This is a genomic window from Methylobacterium sp. 275MFSha3.1, assembly GCF_900108435.1.
In the GTDB taxonomy this organism is placed as follows: Bacteria; Pseudomonadota; Alphaproteobacteria; order Rhizobiales; family Beijerinckiaceae; genus Methylobacterium.
This window is the reverse complement of record NZ_FNWP01000020.1, coordinates 25166-48519: the sequence shown is the minus strand read 5'-3', so window position 1 is coordinate 48519 and position 23354 is coordinate 25166. Positions and strand designations below refer to the sequence as shown.

Annotated in this window: 19 protein-coding genes; 12 read left to right on the top strand and 7 right to left on the bottom strand. The window is 71.5% G+C overall.

Going from position 1 to position 23354, the window contains the following annotated elements; all coding sequences use genetic code 11:
- Positions 1-26 precede the first annotated feature (26 nt).
- Complete coding sequence (locus tag BLW78_RS21985; protein WP_010685278.1) at positions 27-941, bottom strand: manganese catalase family protein; 915 nt, start codon at positions 939-941, stop codon at positions 27-29.
- Positions 942-1164: 223 nt separating this feature from the next.
- Between BLW78_RS21985 and BLW78_RS21980 the strand changes: the two genes are divergently transcribed.
- The 7 genes from BLW78_RS21980 (at position 1165) to BLW78_RS21950 (ending at position 8671) form a co-directional block, all read left to right on the top strand.
- Positions 1165-1374, top strand: coding sequence for a hypothetical protein (locus tag BLW78_RS21980; RefSeq protein WP_091682092.1), 210 nt, complete (start codon positions 1165-1167; stop codon positions 1372-1374).
- A gap of 131 nt (positions 1375-1505) precedes the next feature.
- The gene (locus tag BLW78_RS21975) at positions 1506-2678 is read left to right on the top strand and encodes an alpha/beta fold hydrolase (protein WP_091682090.1); all 1173 of its coding nucleotides are present in this window, start codon (positions 1506-1508) and stop codon (positions 2676-2678) included.
- 129 nt (positions 2679-2807) lie between these two features.
- Entirely contained in the window at positions 2808-4109 is a 1302-nt protein-coding gene (locus BLW78_RS21970) for an MFS transporter (protein WP_091682089.1), read from the top strand.
- 222 nt (positions 4110-4331) lie between these two features.
- Positions 4332-5750 (top strand): FAD-binding oxidoreductase, encoded by a 1419-nt coding sequence (locus BLW78_RS21965; RefSeq protein WP_091682087.1) that lies wholly within the window; start codon positions 4332-4334, stop codon positions 5748-5750.
- 429 nt (positions 5751-6179) lie between these two features.
- Positions 6180-7481 (top strand): oxalate/formate MFS antiporter, encoded by a 1302-nt coding sequence (gene oxlT, locus BLW78_RS21960; RefSeq protein WP_091682085.1) that lies wholly within the window; start codon positions 6180-6182, stop codon positions 7479-7481.
- A 279-nt stretch (positions 7482-7760) separates the two neighbouring features.
- Positions 7761-8462: a GntR family transcriptional regulator gene (locus BLW78_RS21955; protein WP_020095868.1), complete on the top strand. Its 702-nt coding sequence runs from the start codon at positions 7761-7763 to the stop codon at positions 8460-8462.
- Positions 8463-8488: 26 nt separating this feature from the next.
- Positions 8489-8671: a hypothetical protein gene (locus BLW78_RS21950; RefSeq protein ID WP_020095869.1), complete on the top strand. Its 183-nt coding sequence runs from the start codon at positions 8489-8491 to the stop codon at positions 8669-8671.
- A gap of 50 nt (positions 8672-8721) precedes the next feature.
- Here BLW78_RS21950 and BLW78_RS21945 read toward each other — a convergent pair whose 3' ends face one another.
- From BLW78_RS21945 to BLW78_RS21930, 4 genes are all read right to left on the bottom strand, one after another.
- Positions 8722-10077, bottom strand: a complete 1356-nt coding sequence (locus BLW78_RS21945; protein WP_056524238.1) for a peptidoglycan-binding protein — start codon at positions 10075-10077, stop codon at positions 8722-8724.
- Between the two features lie 184 nt (positions 10078-10261).
- The gene (locus BLW78_RS21940) at positions 10262-11566 is read right to left on the bottom strand and encodes a cytochrome P450 (protein ID WP_091682084.1); all 1305 of its coding nucleotides are present in this window, start codon (positions 11564-11566) and stop codon (positions 10262-10264) included.
- 59 nt (positions 11567-11625) lie between these two features.
- A complete protein-coding gene (locus tag BLW78_RS21935; RefSeq protein WP_091682082.1) occupies positions 11626-12765 on the bottom strand; it encodes a helix-turn-helix transcriptional regulator in 1140 nt (379 codons plus the stop codon).
- Positions 12766-12919: 154 nt separating this feature from the next.
- Positions 12920-14800, bottom strand: a complete 1881-nt coding sequence (locus BLW78_RS21930; RefSeq protein WP_091682080.1) for a di-heme-cytochrome C peroxidase — start codon at positions 14798-14800, stop codon at positions 12920-12922.
- Between the two features lie 422 nt (positions 14801-15222).
- Between BLW78_RS21930 and BLW78_RS21925 the strand changes: the two genes are divergently transcribed.
- On the top strand, positions 15223-18045 hold the full coding sequence (locus tag BLW78_RS21925; RefSeq protein WP_091682078.1) for a patatin-like phospholipase domain-containing protein: 2823 nt from the start codon (positions 15223-15225) through the stop codon (positions 18043-18045).
- An 819-nt stretch (positions 18046-18864) separates the two neighbouring features.
- Here the strand turns inward: BLW78_RS21925 and BLW78_RS21920 are convergent.
- The gene (locus BLW78_RS21920; protein ID WP_020095876.1) at positions 18865-19083 is read right to left on the bottom strand and encodes a hypothetical protein; all 219 of its coding nucleotides are present in this window, start codon (positions 19081-19083) and stop codon (positions 18865-18867) included.
- A 120-nt stretch (positions 19084-19203) separates the two neighbouring features.
- Here BLW78_RS21920 and BLW78_RS21915 point away from each other — a divergent pair, with 120 nt between their 5' ends.
- Positions 19204-20010, top strand: a complete 807-nt coding sequence (locus BLW78_RS21915) for a phosphatase PAP2 family protein (protein WP_244527016.1) — start codon at positions 19204-19206, stop codon at positions 20008-20010.
- A gap of 14 nt (positions 20011-20024) precedes the next feature.
- Here BLW78_RS21915 and BLW78_RS21910 read toward each other — a convergent pair whose 3' ends face one another.
- On the bottom strand, positions 20025-20186 hold the full coding sequence (locus BLW78_RS21910; protein ID WP_244527015.1) for a YjiS-like domain-containing protein: 162 nt from the start codon (positions 20184-20186) through the stop codon (positions 20025-20027).
- Positions 20187-20570: 384 nt separating this feature from the next.
- Between BLW78_RS21910 and BLW78_RS21905 the strand changes: the two genes are divergently transcribed.
- The 3 genes from BLW78_RS21905 to BLW78_RS21895 are packed head-to-tail and all read left to right on the top strand — an operon-like array spanning position 20571 to position 23313.
- The gene (locus BLW78_RS21905) at positions 20571-21068 is read left to right on the top strand and encodes a MarR family winged helix-turn-helix transcriptional regulator (protein WP_020095879.1); all 498 of its coding nucleotides are present in this window, start codon (positions 20571-20573) and stop codon (positions 21066-21068) included.
- Positions 21065-23107: an FUSC family protein gene (locus BLW78_RS21900; RefSeq protein WP_091682075.1), complete on the top strand. Its 2043-nt coding sequence runs from the start codon at positions 21065-21067 to the stop codon at positions 23105-23107. The genes BLW78_RS21905 and BLW78_RS21900 overlap by 4 nt, the downstream gene beginning before the upstream one ends.
- A complete protein-coding gene (locus BLW78_RS21895; protein ID WP_091682073.1) occupies positions 23104-23313 on the top strand; it encodes a DUF1656 domain-containing protein in 210 nt (69 codons plus the stop codon). Before BLW78_RS21900 ends, BLW78_RS21895 begins: the two co-directional genes overlap by 4 nt.
- The last annotated feature ends 41 nt before the right edge of the window (positions 23314-23354 follow it).

The window sequence follows — 23354 nt, the reverse complement described above, 5'->3', positions numbered from 1 at the left end:
TGAGACCGCGGGGCCCTGCCTGGTTCTCAGCGCCCCTTCTTGTAGAGCTTGCTGGCGATCTCGAAGATCTCCTCGGGGGCGTAGTTGGGCGCGAAGGCCCCGTAATTGCCGTCGAGTTCCGGGATCTTGCCGCCCTCCGGCAGGCCGTCGACGACCTCCAGGTTGCCGGGCGGATCCCCCGGCAGCGCGACCTCGTCGTTCGACCAGACGCCGGCCGCTTCCTTGTAGTCGTCCGGGCTGAAGCGGTAGAGGCGCCGGTGCGAGCCCTCCTGCAGATATTTCTGGCACTCCGGAATCTTGTCGAGAACGATGTTCGGGGTCGGTAGCATCTTCTCGATCTCGACGCCGGTCAGCTTCTTGAGCGCCAGCGCGTAGGCGTGCGCGTGCACCGAGCCGCGCACGAGCAGGTAGCCGCAGACCTCGCGGCCGGTCGGGTCCTTCAGGGTCTCGTAGACGCGCAGCTTGTGCAGGCGCGCGCCGCACTCCAAGTGGAAGTTGTGCAGCAGGTCGATGATGATGTTGCCCGTCGTCGTCACCATGTCGACGTTCCAGGACTGCGCGTTGGAATTGACCGGCGTCGCGCCGCCGCCGTTGCTCAGGAAGCTTCCGGCGAGCCGGATGTCCTGCATGTCGTGGAACGGGGCCTTCGAGACGTCGACCTCCTCGGTGTCGTCGCCGGGGCCGTTGTTGAGCATCGCGATGCCGGTCGAGACCAGCTCCACGTGCCCAAGCTCCTCGGCGAAGATGCTCGACACGAGGCTGTAGAAGGGGCGCAGCTTCGACTTGTTGCGGAAGTTGAAGCTCTGGAACATGTAGTTCCCGAGGGTCGACATCTCCCCGTACTTGCCGCCGAGCAGCTCCTGCAGCGCGGCCGCCGCGTTGGGATCGGGCTTCTTCGGCTGTGGCAGTTCGGCCTGAAGGCGGTCGAGCTTCATGAACATGCGAGCAGCTCCGTTCGCGCGGGGTGCGCATGACGGCATCTTCCCGCACGGACGATTGTTCCTGCGGCTGAGACGGCGCGGCCCGCGGGCGGCCTCCCGGCGGCCGGCGCCATCCGGCTGTGGACAGTGGCCTCGGCGCGGGCGCCCGGCCGCCATCCTTTCCGGAGCGGTAACCATGCCGGTCCTACCAGCCGCGACCCCGGACGGTGAGGCAGGTGGACGAATGGGCGACGACGTGGCGGCGATCCTGTTGACCCTCGTGACCGAGAATTCCGAGCTGCGCGAGCAGCTCGCCAGCGCGCAGGACATGCTGATGGAGACGGCCATCGATGCCGGGCAGCTCCATGCCCGGATCCAGGGCCTGGAGGCCGAGCGCGACGCGTGGCGGGCCGAGGCCGGGCACCGGCAGGCCCGCGTCGCCCTGACCGCCTGACGGTTCGGCGGCGCGCCGACTGGGCGCGGAGGTGGGGCAGGGCCGGATGCGCGCGGGTCGGATTTCGCGGTCGGATCGCGGAGCGTGTACGCTCGGCGGCCGTCGAACAATCGGCACGGGAGCGCGCGGCCATGGTGACGAACGTCCTGCCCCCGCTCGATCCGGCCGCCCTCCCGGCCGGAATCCGCGCCCGCTTCGTCGAGGGCGTCAACGGCCTGCGCATGCACGTGCTGGAGGCGGGCGACGGCGGTCCCGACCGCCCGCTCATCCTCCTGGTGCACGGCTTCCCCGAGATCGCCTATTCCTGGCGGAAGGTCATGCCGGCGCTGGCCGCGGCGGGCTACCACGTCGTCGCCCCCGACCTCCGGGGCTACGGCCGCACCGCGGACGCGCCGGTCGCCTTCGCGGACGACCTCGCGCCCTACCGGCTGCACAACCTTCTCCTCGACCTGCTGTGCCTGATGAGCGCCCTGAAGCGCGACAGGGTCGCGGCGCTCGTCGGACACGATTACGGGTCCTGGGTCTGCGGCTACTGCGCCCTGGCGCGGCCCGATCTCTTCGGCATGGTCGCCCTCATGAGCGCGCCCTTCGCGGGGGCGCCGGGGCTCGACGCCCTGGCCCGCGGCCTCCGGACGCCGGCCGACGACCCGATCCACGCGGCGCTGGCCGCCCTGCCGCGCCCGCGCACGCACTACCACCGCTACTACGCGACGCGCCGTGCCGCCGCCGACATGGAGCGCAGTCCCCAGGGCCTCGCCGCGTTCCTGCGCGCCTATTTCCACCACAAGAGCGCGGACTGGCCGGACAATCGACCCCGCGCGCTCGCCGGCTGGACGGCCGAGGCCCTCGCCGAGATGCCGACCTACTACGTGATGGATGAAGGCCGGACGATGCCCGCGACCGTGGCGCCGGAGATGCCGGAGCGGGGCGGCGCGGACTGCGCCTGGCTGACGGAAGCGGAACTCGCCGTCTACGCGGCCGAGTACGCGCGCTCCGGCTTCCAGGGCGCGCTCCAGGGCTACCGGTGCCGCATGGATGGCAGCATCGACCGCGACCTCGCGCGGTTCGCCGGCCGGCGGATCGAGGTCCCCCTCCTGTTCGTGTCCGGGGCGCGCGACTGGGGCCCGTTCCAGGCGCCGGGCGCGCTGGAGCGCATGAAGGAGGCCGCCGGCGCGGGCCTGCTCGGCTGCCACTTCGTGGCAGGGGCGGGGCACTGGGTTCAGCAGGAGCAGCCCCGGGCCGTCGCGGACCTCCTGCTCGACGCGCTCGGTCGCGGCGGGGCCGGGTCCCGCCCCGGCGCGTAGGCGCCCGCCGCCGCACCGCGTCCGCTCCTATCGGGGCGCCGACGGCCCGGCTATGTCACCCGCGAATTGACCGGAGGCCCGGTCGGATCGGGCGCCCGGCGTCCGTTCCGGATCCTCGAGGGGGCGACGATGGATGTGGAAGCGCGCGCCATCCGGCGGGTCAGCAGGCGGCTCCTGCCCCTCCTGATCACCTGCTACTTCATCTCCTACCTCGACCGGGTCAATGTCGGCTTCGCCGCGCTGACCATGAACCAGGATCTCGGCATCTCCGCCACGGCCTACGGGCTCGGGGCCGGCATCTTCTTCCTGAGCTACTTCGTCTTCGAGGTGCCGTCGAACCTGATCCTGGAGCGGGTCGGGGCGCGGGTGTGGATCGCCCGCATCATGCTCACCTGGGGGCTCCTGTCGGGCGCGATGGCCTTCATCGTCGGCGAGAAGAGCTTCTACGCCGTGCGCCTGCTGCTGGGCGCCGCGGAGGCCGGATTCTTCCCCGGCATCATCTTCTACCTCACGCTGTGGTTCCCCGCGCGCTACCGCGCGCGGATCATCGGCGCCTTCATGGCCGCGGTCCCGCTCTCGAGCGTCATCGGCTCGCCGGTCTCGGGGGCGCTGCTGGGCCTCGACGGGGTCTGGGGCTTCAAGGGCTGGCAGTGGCTCTACGTCCTCGAGGCGCTGCCCGCCGTCATCCTCGCGGGCATCGTCCTGGCCTTCCTGACGGACCGGCCGGCGCAGGCGGCCTGGCTGCCCGAGGACGAGCGCGCGTGGCTCACCGGGCGCCTCGCGCAGGAGCGGCGGGCGCGCGAATCCGCCCGCCGCTACAGCGTCGCGGAGGCGCTCCTCGACCGGCGCGTGCTCGCCGTCGCCTTCGTGTATTTCGGCAACGTGGCGCTGCTCTACGGGCTCAGCTTCTTCCTGCCGCAGATCGTCAAGGGCTTCGACCTCACGAACGTCCAGACGGGTCTCGTCAGCCTCATCCCCTTCGCGATCGGGATCGTCGGCATGCTCGCCCTCGGGCGCTCCTCGGACCGCAGGGGCGAGCGCAAGGGGCACGCGGCCTTCGCGCTCCTGCTCGCGGCCGGCGGCACGGCCGCGGCGGCGCTGGTCTCCGATCCCTACGCCAAGATGGCCCTGTTCAGCGTCTCGGCCTTCGGCATCTTCGGCGGCCTCCCGGTGATCTGGACGCTGCCCACCGCCTACCTGTCCGGCGCCGCGGCGGCCGGCGGCATCGCCATCATCAACGCCCTCGGCAACCTCTCCGGCTTCGCCGCACCCTACGCGGTCGGCGCGATCAAGGACGCCACCGGCACCTTCACGGGCGGCCTCCTCCTCATCGCGGCGGCCGGCCTCGCCGCCATGGTGACGGTCCTCTGCCTCACCCACGACCGGCACCTGGAGCAGGCCGCGGCGCGCGGCGCGCGGGTGGCGGAGTAGGCGCGGCTGGGCAGACGTGGCGGGGCAGACGCGGTGGGTGAACGCGACCCGGGGGGAGGGGGCAGCGCCGCCGCCCCGCCGCGCCCGGGTGGCGGGCGGCCGCCGATCGACCTACGGTCGCGTTGCTAGGTCCTCCCGGCGGAGGCCGTGTCGCAGGGCCGCGCGCCCCCCGGGACACGCCGTCCCCGGCGACGCCCCAGTTCGAGCCCATCGGAGCAGCCCATGAACGCCCCCGTTCCCGCCCCGCGGACCCGCCCGGACGCGGCGACGATCGCGGGTCTCACCGAGGCCCTGCGGGCCGTGCTCGGGGACCGGGTGACGGCGAGCCCGGCGGTGCGCGAGCAGCACGCCAACCAGCTCACCTGGGCGCCGTGCGAGCCGCCGGACCTCGTGGTCTTCCCGCACTCCACCGCGGAGGTGCAGGCCGTCGTGCGCGCCTGTGCCGAGCGCGACGTGCCGATCGTGCCCTACGGCGTCGGCACCTCCCTCGAGGGCCACGTCAACGCGCCGTTCGGCGGCGTCTCGATCGACACGGGGGCGATGAACCGCGTCCGCGCGGTCCATGCCGACGACCTCGACTGCACGGTCGAGGCCGGCGTCACCCGCAGGGCGCTGAACGCGTACCTGCGCGACACCGGCCTGTTCTTCCCCATCGATCCCGGGGCGGACGCCACGATCGGCGGGATGGTGGCGACGCGGGCGTCGGGCACCAACGCCGTGCGCTACGGGACGATGAAGGACGCGGTGCTCGCGCTCACCGCGGTGATGCCGAACGGCGACATCGTCACGACCGCCCGGCGGGCGCGCAAGTCGTCGGCCGGCTACGATCTCACCCGGCTCCTCGTCGGCTCGGAGGGCACCCTCGGGATCATCACCGAGGTCACGCTGCGCCTGCACGGCATCCCCGAGGCGATCTCGGCGGGCATCTGCCCGTTCCCCTCGATCAAGGCGGCCTGCGACGCCACGATCCTGACGATCCAGTCCGGCATCCCGGTCGCGCGCATCGAGCTGCTCGACGAGGTGCAGGTGGCGGCCTGCAACCGCTACTCGAAGCTCGCCCTGCCGGAGACCCCGCTGCTCCTCGTCGAGTTCCACGGCACGGACGCGGGCGTGCGCGAGCAGGCCGAGCGGTTCGGCGAGATCGCCGCCGATCTCGGCGGCGGCCCGTTCGACTGGGCGACCGGGGCCGACGAGCGCGCGCGCCTCTGGCAGGCGCGCCACGACGTGTACTGGGCCTCGATCGCGCTGCGGCCGGGTCCCACGATCAAGAACATGTCGACCGACGTCTGCGTGCCGATCTCGCGGCTCGCGGAATGCGTGGAGGCGACGAAGCGCGACATCGCCGCGACCGGGCTCACGGCGCCGATCGCCGGCCATGTCGGCGACGGCAACTTCCACACCCTGCCGCTCGTCGATGCCGACAGCCCCGAGGAGATGTCCGCGGTGGCCGGCTTCCTCGACCGGCTCGTCGCCCGCGCGCTGGACCTGGGCGGCACCTGCACGGGCGAGCACGGGATCGGCCAGAAGAAGATGCGCTTCATGGAAAGCGAGCACGGGCCGGAGGCGCTCGGCCTCATGCGGACCCTGAAGCGCGCGATCGACCCCCGGAACCTCATGAATCCCGGCAAGCTGATTCCCTGACGCGCCCCGCGACCCGGCGCCGCCGTCCGCGTCGCCCGTCGATCCCTCCGATCCGGGCCGATCGTCTGCATCGGTGCTGTTCAGGGCCGAGCGATCACGTCGTCCGATCCTCAAAGCTGGGGATCGCGCCGACGCCGCGGGCCGGGTCTCAGATGGCGCCGGCACACCGAGGACGGGCATCCGCGAGAGCGGCGGCCGGCCGCGCGATCCGGTAGCACGCGCGAGATCGCCCTCTAATCCCGAATTCTCGGCCGAAACGGATGAATTATTCTGCTTGCCATACGTTCCTGGCACACAGAATAATGCATGCCGCCGTGCCAATTTCGGAACCCGACATAAGGTTCCGGCGCGGGCAAGGAATTCGTCGGCGTGCACGCCAATCCTATAGCACGCCGCTGAATGTCAGCGCAGGAATGAGGGAGGAAGCTCATGGCCATGCCAAATGCCACGCCGGCTACGGCAGTACCCAGTACAAATCGATGGCTGCAGATCGTGCTCGGCGTGATCTGCATGGTTGCAGCGGCGAACATCCAGTATGCCTGGACGCTGTTCGTCCCCGAGATTCAGAAGACCTTCGGCTGGGACCGCGCCGCGATCCAGGTCGCCTTCACGATCTTCGTCGTCGTCCAGACCTGGCTGACCCCGATCGAGGGTTACTTCATCGATAAGTACGGCCCGAGCCGCGTCGTCATGTTCGGCGGTCTGATGACGGGCCTGGCCTGGGTCATCAACTCCTACGCCACCAGCCTGAGCGGCTTCTACCTCGGCTCGGTGGCCGGCGGTATCGGCGTCGGCTGCGTCTACGCCACCTGCGTCAACAACGCGCTCAAGTGGTTCCCGGACAAGCGCGGCCTCGCGGTCGGCCTCACGGCGGGCGGCTACGGCGCCGGCTCGGCGCTCACCATCCTGCCGATCGCCAAGATGATCGACGGCGGCAACTACGCCCAGGCCTTCTTCGTCTTCGGCCTGATCCAGGGTGCCATCATCATCGCCGCCGCCATCGCCATGCGCGCCCCGCGCAAGGATCAGGTGCCGTTCTCCACCAAGGTCCTGCAGTCGCGGCGCGACTACACCCTGGGTGAGGCGCTGCGCACCCCCGTGTTCTACGTGATGCTGCTGATGTTCACCTGCACGGTGACGGGCGGCCTGATGGCCGTGGCCCAGCTCGGCGTGATCGCGCAGGATCTCGGGGTGAAGAACTTCCAGGTCAACCTGTACTTCTTCGCCATGGCCGCGCTGCCCTTCGCGCTGATGCTCGACCGGATCATGAACGGCATCTCGCGCCCCCTCTTCGGGTTCGTCTCGGACCGGATCGGCCGTGAGAAGACGATGTTCATCGCGTTCGCGATGGAGGGTATCGGCATCGTGGCGCTGGGCTACTTCGGCTCCAACCCGTGGGCCTTCGTGATCCTGTCCGGTGTGGTGTTCCTGGCCTGGGGCGAGGTCTACTCGCTGTTCAGCGCCACCGCCGCCGACACCTTCGGCTCGAAGCACATCGGCAAGATCTACGGCGTGCTCTACTGCGCCAAGGGCTTCGCCGCGCTGTTCGTGCCGGTGGGCAACCTGATCATGCAGGCGACCGGCACCTGGGCGACCGTCCTCTACACGGTGGCGACCATGGACCTGATCGCCGCCGTCCTGGCGATCGCGGTCCTGCGGCCGATGCTCAAGCAGCACCACGCGGCGAACAACGACGCGGCGGCTCCGGCGATGAAGCTGGCCCACGCCTGAGCGACGGCCCCCGCCGCTCCGCGGCCGGGGCGAAGCCTCCCCGACCCGGCTCCGGAATTCCGGAGCCGGGTCGGCCAGCACCGGGCAGCTGGCCCGCACGGAGACCGTCTCGTCGAGACGCAGGGCGCCGCGGACGATCGCGCATGTTCGGGCGTCCGTCGACGATCGGGTGAGGGACGGCTGTCCTGGCGCCTCGCTCTCACGCGATAGCCCGGCCGCGCTCGGCGCCATTCCAGGACCTGAGGCCAGAATCCATTCTCGCGTTCCCGGAGTTCGACTGTGCTGCAGCCTTCCGAGACCTCTCTGGGTCTAGCCTCGATCGGACAGACCCTGAGTCTGCGTGAACAGGCCTACGACAGCATCAAGCAATCGATCCTGGCGATGGATCTCTACGCCGGATCGGCGCAGATCCGGCTGCACGAACACCAGATCGCGCAGGATCTCGGCATCAGCCGCACGCCGGTCCGGGAAGCCCTGACGCTCCTGGAGCGGGAGGGCTTCGTCTCCACGGTGCCGCGCCGCGGCCTCTTCGTGACGCGCAAGAACAAGCGCGAGATCGTCGAGATGATCACCGTCTGGGCCGCGCTCGAAGGCATGGCGGCCCATGCCGCCGCACGGAACGCCGAGGATGCCGATCTCCGCGCGCTCGGCAGGGCCTTCGAGGCGTTCGACATCGCGACTCTGCCCGACCATCTGAAGGCCTACGACGAGGCCAACCTCGACTTCCATCGGACGATCATCCGTCTCGGCGGCTGCGGGTTGATGGTCGAGATGACGACCAACCTGTTCATCCACATGCGGGCGATCCGGTCGGCCTTCCTCCATCGGGCCGGGAGGCTCGAGGACTCGATGCGCGAGCATGCCGCCATCATCGCCGCCTTGCAGGCACGCGACGCGGATCGGGCCGCGATCCTCGTCCGCGATCACGCGCTCGGGCTGATCGCGCATGTCGAGGCGCACTGGGTTTGGCCAGAGGGGTGAGAGGCACCTCTGACGGAGGACCACCGATGCTACCGTCCGTTCAGACGACCGATCTGCTCGGCCTCGGCTTCCTGATCATCGGGCTCGCCGCAGCTGGGATCGCCAGCGCGAGCCGGTCCGCGCGTTTCGCAGAGGAGCCGCGCGAGGAGCTCGCGGGCGGGGCTCTGCTGGTGGCGATCCTCGGCCTCGCCTTCGTGCTCGCCGAGTGAGCGGGCGCGGCGCGTCGTGAGCGCCGGACTTCCCGGGAGCCCGCCGCGCGCTACGGGGTCGCCTGCCCCGCGCGTGCGTTCCACTTCTCGAACTTCCCGAGCGCGCCCCACGCCGTCAGCCCGATGAAGATCGGCATCGTGTAGGGGCTCAGCCCGAAGGCGGGCGTGAGCTGTGCGAGCACCTGCCCGAGACCGGTGTTGAGCGGCACCTGGGACAGGATCTGCGTGGCGACGGCGCCGATGATGCCGATCGCCGACTTCTTGCCGGAGAGCAGCTGCCCGATCGTCTGCCCGAGCGCGCCGTTGACCGGCCCGAGGACCGCGCCGTCGGGACGCGCCGCGGGCGGGCCGGGCAAGATCGGGGCGGTCGGGAGGCGCGCACCGTCGATCTGTCGGCGCAGGGCCTGGAGGAACTCGTCGAGCCGCGCCGCGACGTCGGCGGGCGGCGCGGCCGGCGCGATCACCACCGGGGGCATCGAGGCAGGTTGCATCGGGGCGGGCTGCATCGGGGTGACCGCCCTCGCGGCGAGCTGTCGCTCCAGGTCCTGGATCCGCGTCAGCACCGCGTGGTCCGGCGCCGCCGGCCGCAGCGCCTCCTGGATGGCGGCGATCGTGCGCGCGTCCGCGAGGCCGGTATCGTCCAGACCGCACCGCGCCTGGAACGTCGCGACGGCCGTCATGGTCCGCGGCCCGTTCCGGCCGTCCTCGACGAGGGGCGGCGTCGCGCCGAGGCGATTGAGCGATTGCTGGACCCAGAGCGTGCTGTCGGCGAGTTCGTCGTCGGGCTCGCGGGACACGGCCGCCTCGACGGCGCGCGGCGCCGCGAGCGCGACCGTCGCGTCGAGGTCGATGAGGCTCCGCAGGATCACCGCGGTGCCGATCTGCGTGTCGACCACGTTCGGGTCGAACACGTGGTCGCGCACGAACTTGCCGCCGCGCGCGCCCGGCGGCCCGTAGGCCGTCGATCCGCCCCAGAGATAGGGCGAGTTCACGCCCCGGCCGTGGTAGCCGTAACCGTTGAAGCCCTCGAGCCGGTAGAGGGCCCGCGCGACGCTCCAGTCGCCGAGCCCGACCAGACCCTGGAGGCGCAGCGCGTCGACTGCCCCTTCGACGAAGGCCTGCGGCCCCGTGAACGGCCCGCGCCCCTTCGGGACGATCGTGGTGCGCCGTCCGAGCTTCTGTCCGTTGCCGAGATACGTGTCGAAGTCGAAGGTCGATTCCCGGTAGTGGCAGAGCCCGATGAACCACCAGGGCACGCCGGTGCGCGCCTCGATCTCCTGGTAGCGCGGCTTGCCGGCGGCGAGCTGCTGCGCGAGCTTGCGCACGGTCGCGAGCTTCTCCGGCCGGATCTGGAGCGACGCCCAGGTCCGCTCGTAGCCGTCCTGAAAATCCTGGAAGGATGCCATGTCGATGCTCCGGGCTCTGCGGTGACGAAGCCTTGATGGGACGGCCGGCACCTGCGCGCGGCCGGGCGCCGATCGGGCGGGGCTCCGGGCGACGCCCCGGATCCGGGCGCGCGCGGTCGCGCGCCGCCCGGGCTCGCGACGGAGGGACCGGGCGCGGTGTCGGCGACGTCCCGCGCGCGCCGGGCTAACCGGGCCCGGCGTCCCCCGCCGGCCGGCCGGCGCAGGAGATGCGGAACGCGGTCGGGAACGGCGTGCCCCCGTCCTCGACCGCGCCCTCGGCCCGCACGGCATCGCGCAGGAGGATGCGGCGAACGATCTCCGGGACCATCGCGCCCGCCACGTAGCGGCCGAGGCACTCGTGATGGCCCCGGCCGAAATGGAGATAGGTCTGCTCCGGGCGGGCCGGGTCGAAGCGGTCCGGGTCGGGCACGCCGGTCGCGTCGAACATTGCCGACAGGCTGAGGGGCAGGACGACCCGGCCCTTGGCGATCCGGCTCTCGGCCGGGCTGCCCCGGCCGAGCACGTGGTCGGTCTCCGCCTGGCGGAACATGAAGGCGACGATCGGCGCGAAGCGCAGCGCCTCCCACACGTAGCCGTCGAAGGCGGCGGGTCCGGTCCGGGCGGCCGCGCGGGCCGCCGCGAGGATCTGCGGCCGGCCGAGGAGCTCCGCGAGGGCGTGCACCACGGCCTCCGACGTGGTCTCGATGGCCCCGATCAGCAGGCCGCCGACGTTGATGACGACGCGGTCCATGCCGAAGCCGGTCGCCGCCGGCAGGTGCAGCCGGAGCAGCCGGGTGAGGACGTCGTCGGGCAGGTCGGCGCCGGCCTCGATCGCCGCGACGCGCGCCGGGATGATCCTGGCGAAGGCCGCCCGCATCTCCTGGCGCGCCAGATCCGCCGCCGCGTGGATCGCGTCGGCGTCCGGGCGCTCGTCGAAGGAGAGGTTGTTGAACTGGTCGAACTGGTTCGCGTACGACCAGCGCAGCAGGTCGGCGTCGGGCGCCGCGAACCCGAAGAAGCGCTGCACGATCCGCAGCGGGACGCGGCGCGAGACCGACGCCACGACGTCGATGGATCCGCCGCCCTGGTCGAGCCCCAGGTCGAGGCCCGCGTCGAGGGCCGCGTCGGTCTCGGCGCCCGCCAGATCGCGGATCGCCGGGAGGTCGCGCCAGGACAGCACGGCGCGCATGACCGCCTTGTCGCGGTAATTCACCTCCGTGCCGTCGAGCGCCAGCATGAACTCGCCCATCTTGGGCTTGTAGAGCGCGACGGAGAAGACCTGCGGCAGGGACAGGATCTCCTCGACCTCGGCGCGGCCGGCGACGAGGATGGCCGCGCCGCAATCCAGGGCGGTCCGCCGCGCGCGCAGCTGCGCGAAGAAGGGCCGGGGCGCGCGGGCGATCCAGTCCCGGGCGCGCTGCCAGCGCTCCGCCACCGGCAGGGCCTCTAGGAAGGCGAGGCAGGGCGTCTCGGGAGCGGCGGCGCGCATGCACGACCTCCTGTGGCGTTCGCGGAGCGGCGCGGGCCGTCCGGCCCGACACCCGGTGGTCAGTTGAGCGAGACGTCCAGCCCCTCGCGCAGGCGCGCCACGAGCTCGCCCTGCCGGTGCGTCTCGGTCTTGGCGAACAGGGCGCGCAGCTGGGTGCGGGCGGTCGAGATCGCGATGCCGCGGTCCTGGGCGTGGTCGTCGAGGGACCGTCCCGAAGCGACCGCGTTGGCGAGGATCGACTCGGCGGCGGTCAGCCCGAACAGCTTCTGCAGCCGCGCGGCGTTGCTCCCCTGGACCTTCGGGGTCCCGGTCCGGATCACGATCGCCAGCTCGGCCCGCACCTTCGACCCGGTGCCCGCCGGCCGCTTCGACAGCGGGTGCAGCGACACCCGGTAGGGCATGCCGCTCTCGCCGCAGGTCACGGTGATGTGGTCGGCCTGCGTGATCGCGACGTCGCCGCTCGCGGCCGCGAGCGCCTCGCCGGCCGCGCGGGCGATCCGCCGCCCGGTCTGGCTGTCCTTGAGGACGAGGCTGCCCTTCACGAAGGACAGGCCGGTCCGGGACCGCGCCAGCGCCTCGGCGGCGCGGTTGGCGTGCGCGACGCGCAGGTCGGAATCCGTGAGGATCACGGCGGCGTCGAGCAGGTCCAGGGCGGAGGCGAGATCGGACGTGCGCTCGGAGGCCTGCCGCATCAATGCGTACAGCTCGAAGGCCCGGCGCAGGTGCGGGACGAGCATCGCCAGGCGCCGGACCTCGTCGGACCGGAAGGGGCCGCCCTCCTCGCCCCGCATCGCCGCGAGCGTCGCCATGACGTCGGCTTCCTTGGCGAAGTAGGTGACGAGGCTGTGCTCGATCTCGAAGGGCTGCACGACCTCCTTGAACAGGGCGGACTCGCGGAACTGCACCGCGTCGACCCCCTCCTCGGCGCGGATGACCTTGCCCTGGTTCGACAGGATGTAGGGGAGACGCGGATCCTCGGTGGCGTGCCGGTAGAGGAACTCGCGGTACCGCGACCGCTCGAAGCCGGACACCGCCCAGAGCGGCTTGCGGTTCCCGTCGAGGCTGAACACGGCGAGCTGGCCGACCCGGCCGCCGACGAAATCGGTCAGATCCTCCAGGAGCGCCGACCACTCCTCCGGCTGGCCGACGCGGTCGTAGATCGACCCCACCAGAACCGAATACGCCTCGAGATCCTGCATGGCCACGCTCCGCGCTGAGTGCGAGTCTTGAGTGCTGTCAGATCTCCAGCCATCCGGTCGGACCGGCAGGTGCCGAAATCGGTTGTTCCATTACGGATGCAATCGAACGACAAATCAATACTGATAAGATAGAAATCGAAACCGCGGAGCGCGCCTACAGGGTTCGCAGATACTCCAGGAGCTGCCGGCGCTGCGCGTCGTCGAGCTGCTCGGTCCCGTAGGCCGGCCCCTCGTGGCCGGTATTGGCATTGCCCGGCAGCGCGGTGTCGAACAGGAACGGCCCGACATCGGACCGGAACCCGATCCGGTCCTCGTCCAGCTCACGGCTGCCGACCCGGAACGTCCTGGATCGCCGGCTGGACGGCAGCAGGAGTTCGTACAGGTTCGGCACCGAGCCGTTGTGCAGGTACGGGCCCGTCGCCCAGATGCCGTTGAGCGGCCGTGCCTTGTAGACCATGAGGTCGCGGTCTCTCCGCGCACCGACGAACGCGGCGACGAGGCCCTTGCCGCCGGCGGTCGAGACATCGTCGAGCATCGCGTTGCGGGCCTCGAGGGCGGCGGTGCCGCGCTTGAGCAGCCGGTCGAGGATGACGGCCTGGTCCGCCCCGACGCCCGCCTGGTCCGGTGCGCGGTCGAGGGGCGCCAGGATCGCGCCGGCGACGAGCGTGGCCACGAGTTCGAGGCTGCTCGTCTCGGCGGCCAGCGGCGGGGTCGTCGCCAGGAACGGCATCCGGACCCCTTCGAGGATCCCGGTCCGCGCGCGCCGGGACACGGCGTTCGTCGCCATCTTCGGGTCGGTCCCGATCTCCGCCAGCGGCGTCAGGGTCACCGTCAGCGTGCGGTTCGCGCCGGTCGGGGCGATCGCGTGGCAGGACAGGCAGTACCGGTCGTAGTGGACCTTGCCGGCCGCGGCGTCCCGGGCCTGCGCCTCGGTGCGCGGCGCGATCCGGTCGGGCCAGGCCGGCGCCGTGAGGGCGCCCAGCTGGTTCTCGATCCGCAGGAGGTTGACCCGGTCCGCCGAGGTCTCGAACCAGAGCGGCGGCAGGGTCGGCTCCCGGATGTCGGTGCGGGCGAAGACCCCCAGCACCTCGCCGACGTTCCGGCCCAGGCGCTCGACGGCGAGCCCGTTCGCGGCGGAGCCGTTCCACTGCACCCGGTCGTGCCACGACGTATCCCACAGGAACGGGTAGCTGACGGGCGCGTCGGGCGGGGCGATGTTGTGCGGGTCGCGCAGATCGATGCCCGTTGCACGGTTGAAGATCATGCCGAACGCGTCCAGGCGTGCCGGCCCCCAGGGCACCGCGGTCCGGCTCGACGCGACGTAACGGGAGAAGTCCTCGGCCAGCCGCGTCAGGCTGGCCCGCAGGCGGCGGCGGTCGGGCTCGGACGGGCCCGTCCCCGGCGCCGACAGTTCCGCCGGGATGACGCGGCGGGCGAAGCGCTCGAAGCGCGCCGGGTCGTCGCGCGTCCGCGCGAGGGCGCGGCCGAGTTCCTCGATGAAGGCGAACATGTCGGCATCGGCCGGACCGCCGTCGATCAGGATCGACCGACCGCGCAGGTCGACCCGGTTCACGTGGCAGGCGGCGCAGGTCATGCCGATCCACTCGCCGCGATCGTCGACGTCCTTCACGAACCCGATGGGGAGCCCGCTGCGGTCCGATCCGCGCGTCCCGTCGTACGGGTTCGGCAGGTAGCCGAAGCGCGCGAGCCCGTCTGCGACGAAGAGCGTGTCGTCGTCCGGGCGCTCCAGGGACATGAACCAGGCATACGGCATGATCTGCGAGCCCTGGCTCGCCCGGTAGAACCACGCGCGCTCCTGCGGCGTCCAGGATTGTTCGAGAAAGTGCGGGGTGCCGTCCGGCCTGTCGCTCGGCCCGTCTGCCGGCCCGTCACCCGGCCCGTCTGTCGGTCCTCGGTCGGCGGCGCGCGATCCGGCCTGCGCCGGGAGCAGGATCGCCGCGGTGAGCGCGACGACGCGGGCGGCGTGGCGGGCGGCGTGGCGGGCAGTCTGGCGGGCGGCCTGGGAGCGGGTCACGATCGCACCTGGGACATGGCGGGAACCCTGCCTTCGCGAAGCGTCTCACCGATTTCAATAAACGCCGATCCCCGTGCGCGCGTCATTCGAATGGATGATGTTCGAATACAGTTTTTCTGTGAGGGTCGGCGCGCCGGTAGTTTCGGGCTTCGGTGGTGCAGCGCCCCTGCTCGGCCGCAATGCTGATTCGGGTAACCTGTTCTCCCGACCGTTGTTGTCGATATCGTTTATACAGCGGTTATTGATCCCGTAAAATTTTATTGTCACTTGTTTCGACATCGGGCGGGGAGATGTTCGAGAGGTCACCGATCAGGACGGCCGGGGCACGGTCGCTGTCGTGCCCCGGCGGCTGAACCACACAGTCCGGCACGGTCCGGCACAGCGCGGGCGATAGCGGGCGATAGCGGGCGATAGGAGGAGCGATGAGCGCCAGTGTCGCGGACATCCAGGCGGATGCCTCTCCCCACCATCTGCCCGCCCTGACGACGGGCCGGGACGCGTGGTTCCTCGACACCGAGCAGGCGCTCGCGGAGGAGATGGATCATTTCTGCGGGCCGCCGGAGCCCGGCGATCGCGCGCCCTGGCAGGCGCGGGCCGACCAGGCCCGGCTCGCCGCCCTGTGCCTGTCCGGCGGCGGGATCCGCAGCGCCACCTTCTGCCTCGGCGCCCTGCAGGCCCTGGCCAGCCGGCGGATGCTCGGCGAATTCCACTACCTGTCGACGGTATCGGGGGGCGGTTTCGCCGGCGGCTGGTTGCAGACGTTCATCCGTCAGTGCGGCAGCATCGCCGAGGCCGAGCGCCAGCTCGGCGGCTCGGGCAACGAGATCTTCGCCAAGCTGCGGCGCTACACGAACTACCTGACCCCGGAGGTCGGGATCCTGTCGCGCGACACCTGGGCCGGCATCGTTCTCTACATCCGGAACACGATCCTCAACTGGTTGATCATCTTCCCGCTGCTGCTGTTCGTCCCCCTCGCGCTGCTCGCCTACCGGACGGCGCTCGAGGCTGCGAGCGGCAGCACGCTGTGGCTGCCCCTGGTGCTCGGCAGCGCGGCGCTGTTCGTCGCGACGTTCAGCGCCTGCACCCTCCTGCCGAGCCATCGGCCACGGACGGGCGGCGTCACGGCGTACGCGTCCCCGGCGCGGATCGCGGCCTGCATCATCGCGCCGACCTGCGTCTGGGCCCTCGCGCTGCCGTTCACGCTCCGCGCGCTGTTCGAGCAGCCGCTGCCGGTCTCGGGCCTCTCCCTGTGCCGCCTGGGCCTCGCCTACTTCGCCGTGCAGGTCGCGGCCTATCTCAGCGGCCTGATCTGGCAGACCTCGAAGGGCCATCCGGGCCTCTGGCTGTACGAGCGGAATCTCGGTCCCTGGCTCGCCAGCAGCCTCGTCTCGGCCGGGCTGATCTGCGTCTGCGCCGACGCGTCCATCGGCTGGCTGGTCGGTGGCTCCGCTGCCGGCTTCGACGCCGCGAAGGCCGAGGTCTCTCAGATCCTGACGGTCGCGGCCCCGCCGGCGCTGACCGTCATCCACCTTCTCCAGAGCGTCATCTTCATCGGGTTCCGGAAGAGCGCCGAGTGCGCCGACCTCGACCGCGAGTGGGTCGCGCGGGTCGACGGCCAGCTCCTGCTGGCCGCGATGGGCTGGACGGGCCTGTGCCTGTGCTGCCTCGTCCTGTCCGCCGACGCCCTCGGCCGCCAGGACGCGCAGATCCCCGCCCTGTTCGGCGCGCTCGGCGCCCTCGCCACCGGCCCGGCCGCAGCCTTCCTGGGCAAGCAGGTCTTCGTCCGCGCGCAGTCCCTGGCCGCCAAGGGACGCATGGACGACCTCGTGATGATCGGCCTCAGCGCGATGGCGGCGGTCTTCGGGATCAGCCTGTTCGCCCTGATGGGCTGGTGGCTCGGCCGCTTCCTCGGCCAGGCGCACGATTGGTGGGGCGACTGCCTGCTGCCGCGCCGGGCGCTCGGCGGCGCGGACGCCGGCGCCGATGCCGGCTCCGTCTGCGGCATCAACCCCTACGGCATGATCGTGCTCCTGGACGTCGCGGTGGCGGCAATCCTGGCCGGGGCCGTCTGGCTGTTCGGCCGCGTCAACGTCAACCGCTTCTCCATGCACGGCGTCTACCGCAACCGCCTGACCCGGGGCTTCCTCGGCTCGGCGCGGACGCGGCGTGACGCCGATCCCTTCACCGACTTCGACGAGGAGGACAGCCCGCGCATCGCCGATCTCGGGACCGAGAAGCGGCTACTTCCCGTCGTCAACATGACGCTCAACCTGACGGATCTCCTCCACACCGAGTGGGCGGAGCGGAAGGCCGCCTCGTTCACCGCAACACCCTTCGCCTGCGGCTCGGCGATCCTCGACCGCGCCGACAGGGCGCGCGACCGGCCCGGCACCGTCGGCCCGCGCGGGGCCTACATCCGCACGTCGCAATATGCCGGGATGGAGACCCCGGGCGACCGTGTCAGCGCGGGCCGAGGGCCGCTGCTGGGCGGTCTGCTGACGATCTCCGGGGCGGCGGTCAGCCCGAACTGGGGCTATCACTCGTCGCGCCTGATCGCGTTCCTGATGACCCTGTTCAACGTCCGGCTCGGCGCCTGGCTGCCCAACCCCGCGGTGGCGCGCCGGGACGACCTCAAGCTCGCCAAGCCGAGGAACTCCGTGCTCGCGCTCCTGAGCGAGCTCGGCGGCCGCAGCACCGATGTCCGGCAGGCGATCTACCTCTCGGATGGCGGCCATTTCGACAATCTCGGCGTCTACGAGATGCTGCGGCGGCGCTGCGCGCGGATCGTGGTGATCGACGCGGGCCAGGACGAACGCTGCACCTTCTTCGACCTCGGCAACGTGATCCGGAAGGCCGAGGTGGACGGGCTGGCGAAGGTCCAGATGGGCGAGATGCGCATTCTCCCCCGCGCGACGATCGAGCGCGAGGGCAAGCGTGCCGGTGCGCTGGGCTACGCGCGGGGTACGATCGCGTATCCGGGGGCCCGCGACGCGGCCTCGCTGATCTACATCAAGCCGAGCTTCCTCGACGACATCCCCGCCGAAGTCCGCGCCTACGGCGCCACCAGCCCGGCCTTCCCGCACGAGAGCACGGCCAACCAGTGGTTCTCGGAGAGCCAGTTCGAGAGCTATCGCGCCCTGGGCTACTACCAGGTCAGCAAGATGTTCGGCTCGCAGCTCACGACCTTGTCGGACTGGTCCGTGTATCTCGACAGCGAGATCGGGCGCCGGACCGCGGATTCCTAGCGCGGGCGACGCCGGACGCGCGCACCTCCCGATCACGGTCGCTCGGCCGAACGCTGCGGCCGCGCGGACGCGCAGGTCCGGGACGACCGGCGCCGGGGTGGGGTGTCCGTCGCGCCGGCCGCGCCCCGGCGGCGGCGCGTCGTAGCAGAGCGGAAGATCAGTTCCTTCCGGGGCGGTCAAAGCGCAGGAAAGCCGATGCCGATCCGGCCGCGCTCAGGATCTCAGCACGTCGTTCAAGGCATCGCGGCTCGACCAGAGCGCCCCCTGTCCGCGGCATCCCGAGCGCCGCCCGGCCGGCGGGGCAGGGAAGTCCTTCGAACCCGCGCGCGGTCTGTGTCGAGCCGGCCACCGTCTGCCACGAGACCGAGCGGCCGAAGCTGATCGGGGCCGGGATTATTTCGTGCGCAAGCCAGATCGGTGAAGCGAGGGACGTGGAAACTCTATTGCGCGGCCCGATCAGGGCATCGATTGAGAAATCTACGTAAACTTGCGCGCTGCAGAGGCGCGGAATCGATCAAATGATGGATGCGTTAATTGAAAGTAGCTGCTAGGACACGTCGTGATGTCGTGCGGAGGAGCGGATGCGCTACCGGGCCGTAAGTGTCTTGGATGTGTCGGCGATGGCTTCGGAAGAGAACCCGACGGACGAGACCCTCATGCTCCGCGAGCACATCCGCCGTATCCTGCGCAAGCTCTCCCGCGCGCGGGCCGAGCTTCAGTACAGCTGAACGGCGCGGGGCATGCCGGCATCGGTGCGGATCGCCGCGCCCGCACCGTCGCGATGCGCGGCGTCGCGCGCCGGTCCGAGCCTCCGCGGTCTCACGAGGTGACGTCGGTGTCGTGGCGGCTCGGCGCCGGTTCGACGTCGCGACAGGACGGGGTGTAGGCGCACCAGCCGCACTGCCCGAGGTCGGCAGCCCGGGGCGCGTTCCACTGCGAGCACAGCGGGCAGACCTTCAGCACCAGCTTGGCGCCGTGCGCGAAGGCCAGACCGCGGCCGCGGAACGTGACTCTACCCTGGGGGAGATCAGTGGACATCGTCGCCCTGACTGTAACACAGGTTAGTCACTGGAACCTGTCCAATCTGTCCGATTCCGTCAACTCCGGGCCGGCCTGACGGGTATTCGGGGCCGAGCCGCATGTCCGATTCCGCCGGTCTTGACCGAGATCCTGGCTCAGATCCTGGCCGATCCTCTCCATCCGCCGGGCCCGAGTTCAGGCGATCACGGCCTCTCCCGTCCGGACCGTGAGTTCGCCGACGCGGCGCGCGTCCCTGATCGGGCGCGGGTGCGGTGGCGGGTGCCGTTCGCGGGGGCCGCATCGAACGAACGCCCGTCGGGCGCGTTTATGGCCATGCTTGCGCGATCCCCGAACAGACCGTCCGACGTCAGAGCACGCGACACCGCCAACCGGTTCGAGGCGGCCGACGTCGCCCTCGGCGTCAGGCTGGCACGCGCGAAAGACCACCCCGTCGTTCGAACGGTGGGGACGGCGAGCGAGATCGGGAGCTGGCAGTCCCTGCTCTCGCTGTCTGCCGGCACCCTCGTCCTGGGGCTCATGGTGCGCGATCGCCGGATGGCGGAAGCGGGGCGGCACATGCTGCAAGCCGGTCTCCTGGCCGGTGTCGTCAAGACCAGCTTGAAGCGGGCGGTGCATCGGACGCGGCCGAACGTCCTGATGGATGAGGGGGTCTACGTGCGGGGATGGCCGGGAACGGGCATCGGTCCGTGGCAATCCTTCCCCTCGGGGCATTCCGCCCTGAGCACCGCCGTCGCGTGCGCCGCCGCGCGCGCCTATCCGGAGATCAGGGGACCGTCCTACGCCGCCGCGGCCGGCGTCGTCACCGCGCAGGTTCTCCGCGGGGCGCACTTCCCCGCCGACGTGCTGGCGGGTGCCGTCATCGGCATCGCCGCGGAGTTCGCCGTCGACCGCCTGACACGCGACCGGCGCAGGTCGCCGCGCTGACGGCGCCGGGATCCTCAGGCCCCGCCTCTCCGCCCGGACCGCGCCGATGCGATGCGCTTCACGTCACAGCCGACGAGATCGAGATCCGCGAGGTCGCGCTCGCTGAACGACGCGAGTTCGCTCCGCGCGCGACGGCAGTCGAGCCATCGCCTGATGAGGGAGAACGGAGCCGTCATCTGATCCTCCTGGCCTGCGGAGGCTGACATGCCCTGTGCGCCGCTCCGCGACCGTGACGAAGGTCACGGACGCCCGGGCGCCTGGCCCGCCGCATGGACGGGACGGTGGGAGCCCCCCGGCCGCACACGCCGCGTTGCCGGGGCGCCCCAGGCGGAGACGGCGCCGGCGTCGGCTCATTGGCCGCGAGGGGCGCATCGCCGAGGCCGGCGTCGCGTTCCTCGCGGACCGGGCTTCCGGCCTCGAAGATCCGCGGGATGGACCACCGCGCGTTGTGGCCCGCCGGCGCGCGCCCTTGAACGGCGCCGCGCCAATCGATAGGTTACTATCAATATCGGTGCGGGGCCGCTCGATGCGCGTCACCACGATCCGCCGGGAGGCTTGAGATGGCAGCCAAGACCCTGCGGCAGCTCCGTCTGGCCTACACCCACACGCTGCTGCTCTCCGGACGGCAGTGGCGGCGCCTGGCCAACGCGGCGACCGAGGCCCACGGCATCTCGGAGGCCAAGGCCCTGCCGCTGGTGCTGATCGCCCGCATGGGCGGCGAGCCGCGCCAGACCACCCTGGCGGACGCGATCGGCATCGAGGGGCCGTCGCTGGTGCGGCTCCTGGATCAACTGGAGAAGGCGGACCTCGTCGCGCGCCGGGAGGACCCCACCGACCGCCGCGCGAAGGTGCTGACCCTGACGCCCGCGGGACAGGCGGTCGTCGCGCGGATCGAGGCGGATCTCGAGCGCCTCAGGGAGACGGTGTTCGCGACCGTGAGCGCCGCGGACCTGGAGGCCGGCCTGCGGGTGTTCCAGGCCCTGCAGGATCATCTCCGCGGCGAGGCCGGGCTCGACGGGGCGGAGGCCGGGGCGCGTCGCGGCGAGGCCGCGGAATGACGCTCCCCGGCTGGCGCGACTGGGCCTTCGCGCTCAAGACCTTCGGTGCCGGCATGCTGGCCCTGTTCCTGGCGTTCTGGATCGATCTGCCGAACCCCTACTGGGCGCTCGGCACCGTCTACATCACCAGCCAGGTGCTGGCCGGCGCCACCCGCTCCAAGGCGCTCTACCGGGTGCTCGGCACCCTGCTCGGGGCCGTGGTCACGGTCGCCCTCGTGCCGAACCTCGTGAACGCGCCGGAACTCCTGACGCTCGCCATCGCGACCTGGGTCGCGACGTGCCTGTACTTCTCCCTCCTCGACCGGACCCCGCGCAGCTACCTGATGATGCTCGGCGGCTACACGGCGGCGCTGATCGGCTTCCCGGCCGTGGGCGATCCCGGGACGATGTTCGATGTCGCGGTGGCCCGGGCCGAGGAGATCACCCTCGGCATCCTCTGCGCCAGCCTCGTGAACACGATCGTGCTGCCGCAATCGGTGGCGCCGGTGATCTCCGGCCGGCTCGACCTCTGGCTGCGCGACGCGCGGGGCTGGGTCATCGACGTCCTCGGCCGCACCCGCGCGACGACGGACACGCAGGCCACCCGGCTGAAGCTGGCCTCGGACGCGGTCGCGTTCGATGCCCTGGCGACGCCGCTGCGCTACGACATGACCGGCGCGGAACGCTCGGCGGATGCCATGGCGACTCTGCGCCAGCACATGCTCATGTTCCTGCCCATCGCCTCGGCGGTCTCGGACCGCATCGAGACGCTGGAGCGGGCGAGCGCGCTGCCGCAGCGCCTGCGCATCCTCCTCGACGCCATGGCCGGCTGGCTCGCCTCCGGAACCACCGAACAGGCCGAGGCCGACCGCCTGAAGGCCGAGGCGGACGCCCTCGAACCCGGGCTCGGGGAGCGGCCGTCCTGGGACGCCCTCGTGCTGGCGAGCCTCCTGGCGCGGCTGCGCGACTTCATCGACCTGCGCCAGGACGCGCGGATCCTGCAGCGGCACATCGCGGACGGGACGCCGGTCACCGAGGACCTGACCTTCCGGTACACCGCGGCGGCGCGCACGATCCGCCACCGCGACCACGGCATGGCGCTGCTGTCGGCCCTGGGCGTGTTCCTGACCATCCTGGTCACCTGCGCGATCTGGATCGCGACCGGATGGCCGCACGGCTCGGCGGCCCCGATGATGGCCGCGGTCGGCTGCTGCTTCTTCGCCGCCCAGGACGATCCCGCCCCGTTCATCGTCAGCTTCGCCAACTCGGCCATCGTCGGCGCCCTGGGGGCGGGCGCCTACCTGTTCGCGGTCCTGCCGCTGGCCACCACCTTCGAGATGCTCGCCCTGGCGCTGGCCCCGGCCCTCCTGGCCTGCGGGGTGTTCATGGCCCAGCCGAGGACCGCGCCCCTGGCGATGGGCGCGGCGGTCAACGGCTCGGCCATGATCGCCCTCCAGGGCAGCTACACGGGGGACTTCGCGGCCTTCACCAACGCCTCCGTCGCGGTCATCGTCGGCATGTGGGTCGCGGCCATCGTCACGCGCCTCGTCCGCTCGGTCGGCGCCGGCTGGTCGGCGCGGCGCCTGCGGGCCGTCAACCGCCGCAGCCTCGCCCGCGCCGCCGGGCGCCAGGGCGCGCAGAACGGTCTCGAACTCGCCGCGCTGATGCTCGACCGGGTCGGCCTGATCGCGCCGCGGCTGGCCGCCCTGCCGTCCGACGACGCGGAATGGACCGCCGACCTCCTCGCCGAGGTCCGGGTCGGCATCAACGTCGTGGAACTGCGGCGCGACCGGCGGCAGCTCTCGGAGCCGGCCCGGGCGGCGGTCGAGGCACTCCTCGTCGCGCTGTCGCGGCACTTCGCGGCCGAGCCGGGAAAGCCCGCCCCCGGCCTGCTCGATGCCGTCGACGGGGCCCTCGACGCCGTCTCCCGCGACGCGCGGCGGGCGGCCGGCCGGGCCGCGCTGATGGGTCTCGTCGGCGTCCGGCGCGGCCTGTTCCCGGACGCGCCGCCCTACCGGTCGACGCTGCCCACCACCACGCATCCGGAGCTCGCGGCATGACGGGTGAACTCGACCTGTACGGCGTGTTCGTGCCGAGCCTCGCGGCCTGGATGCTGATCGCCTTCGCCCTGAGCCTGCTCGTGCGGCGGCTGCTGGCCCGGACCGGGTTCTACCGCATGGTCTGGCACCGGCCCCTGTTCGACCTCGCCCTCTACGTCGTGCTCCTCGGCCTCGTCGTCTCGGTCGCGGTCCCTCTCACCTCCTGACCGGCGGGCTCGTCCGGCCGCCCGGTCTCGCCCTGCCCACA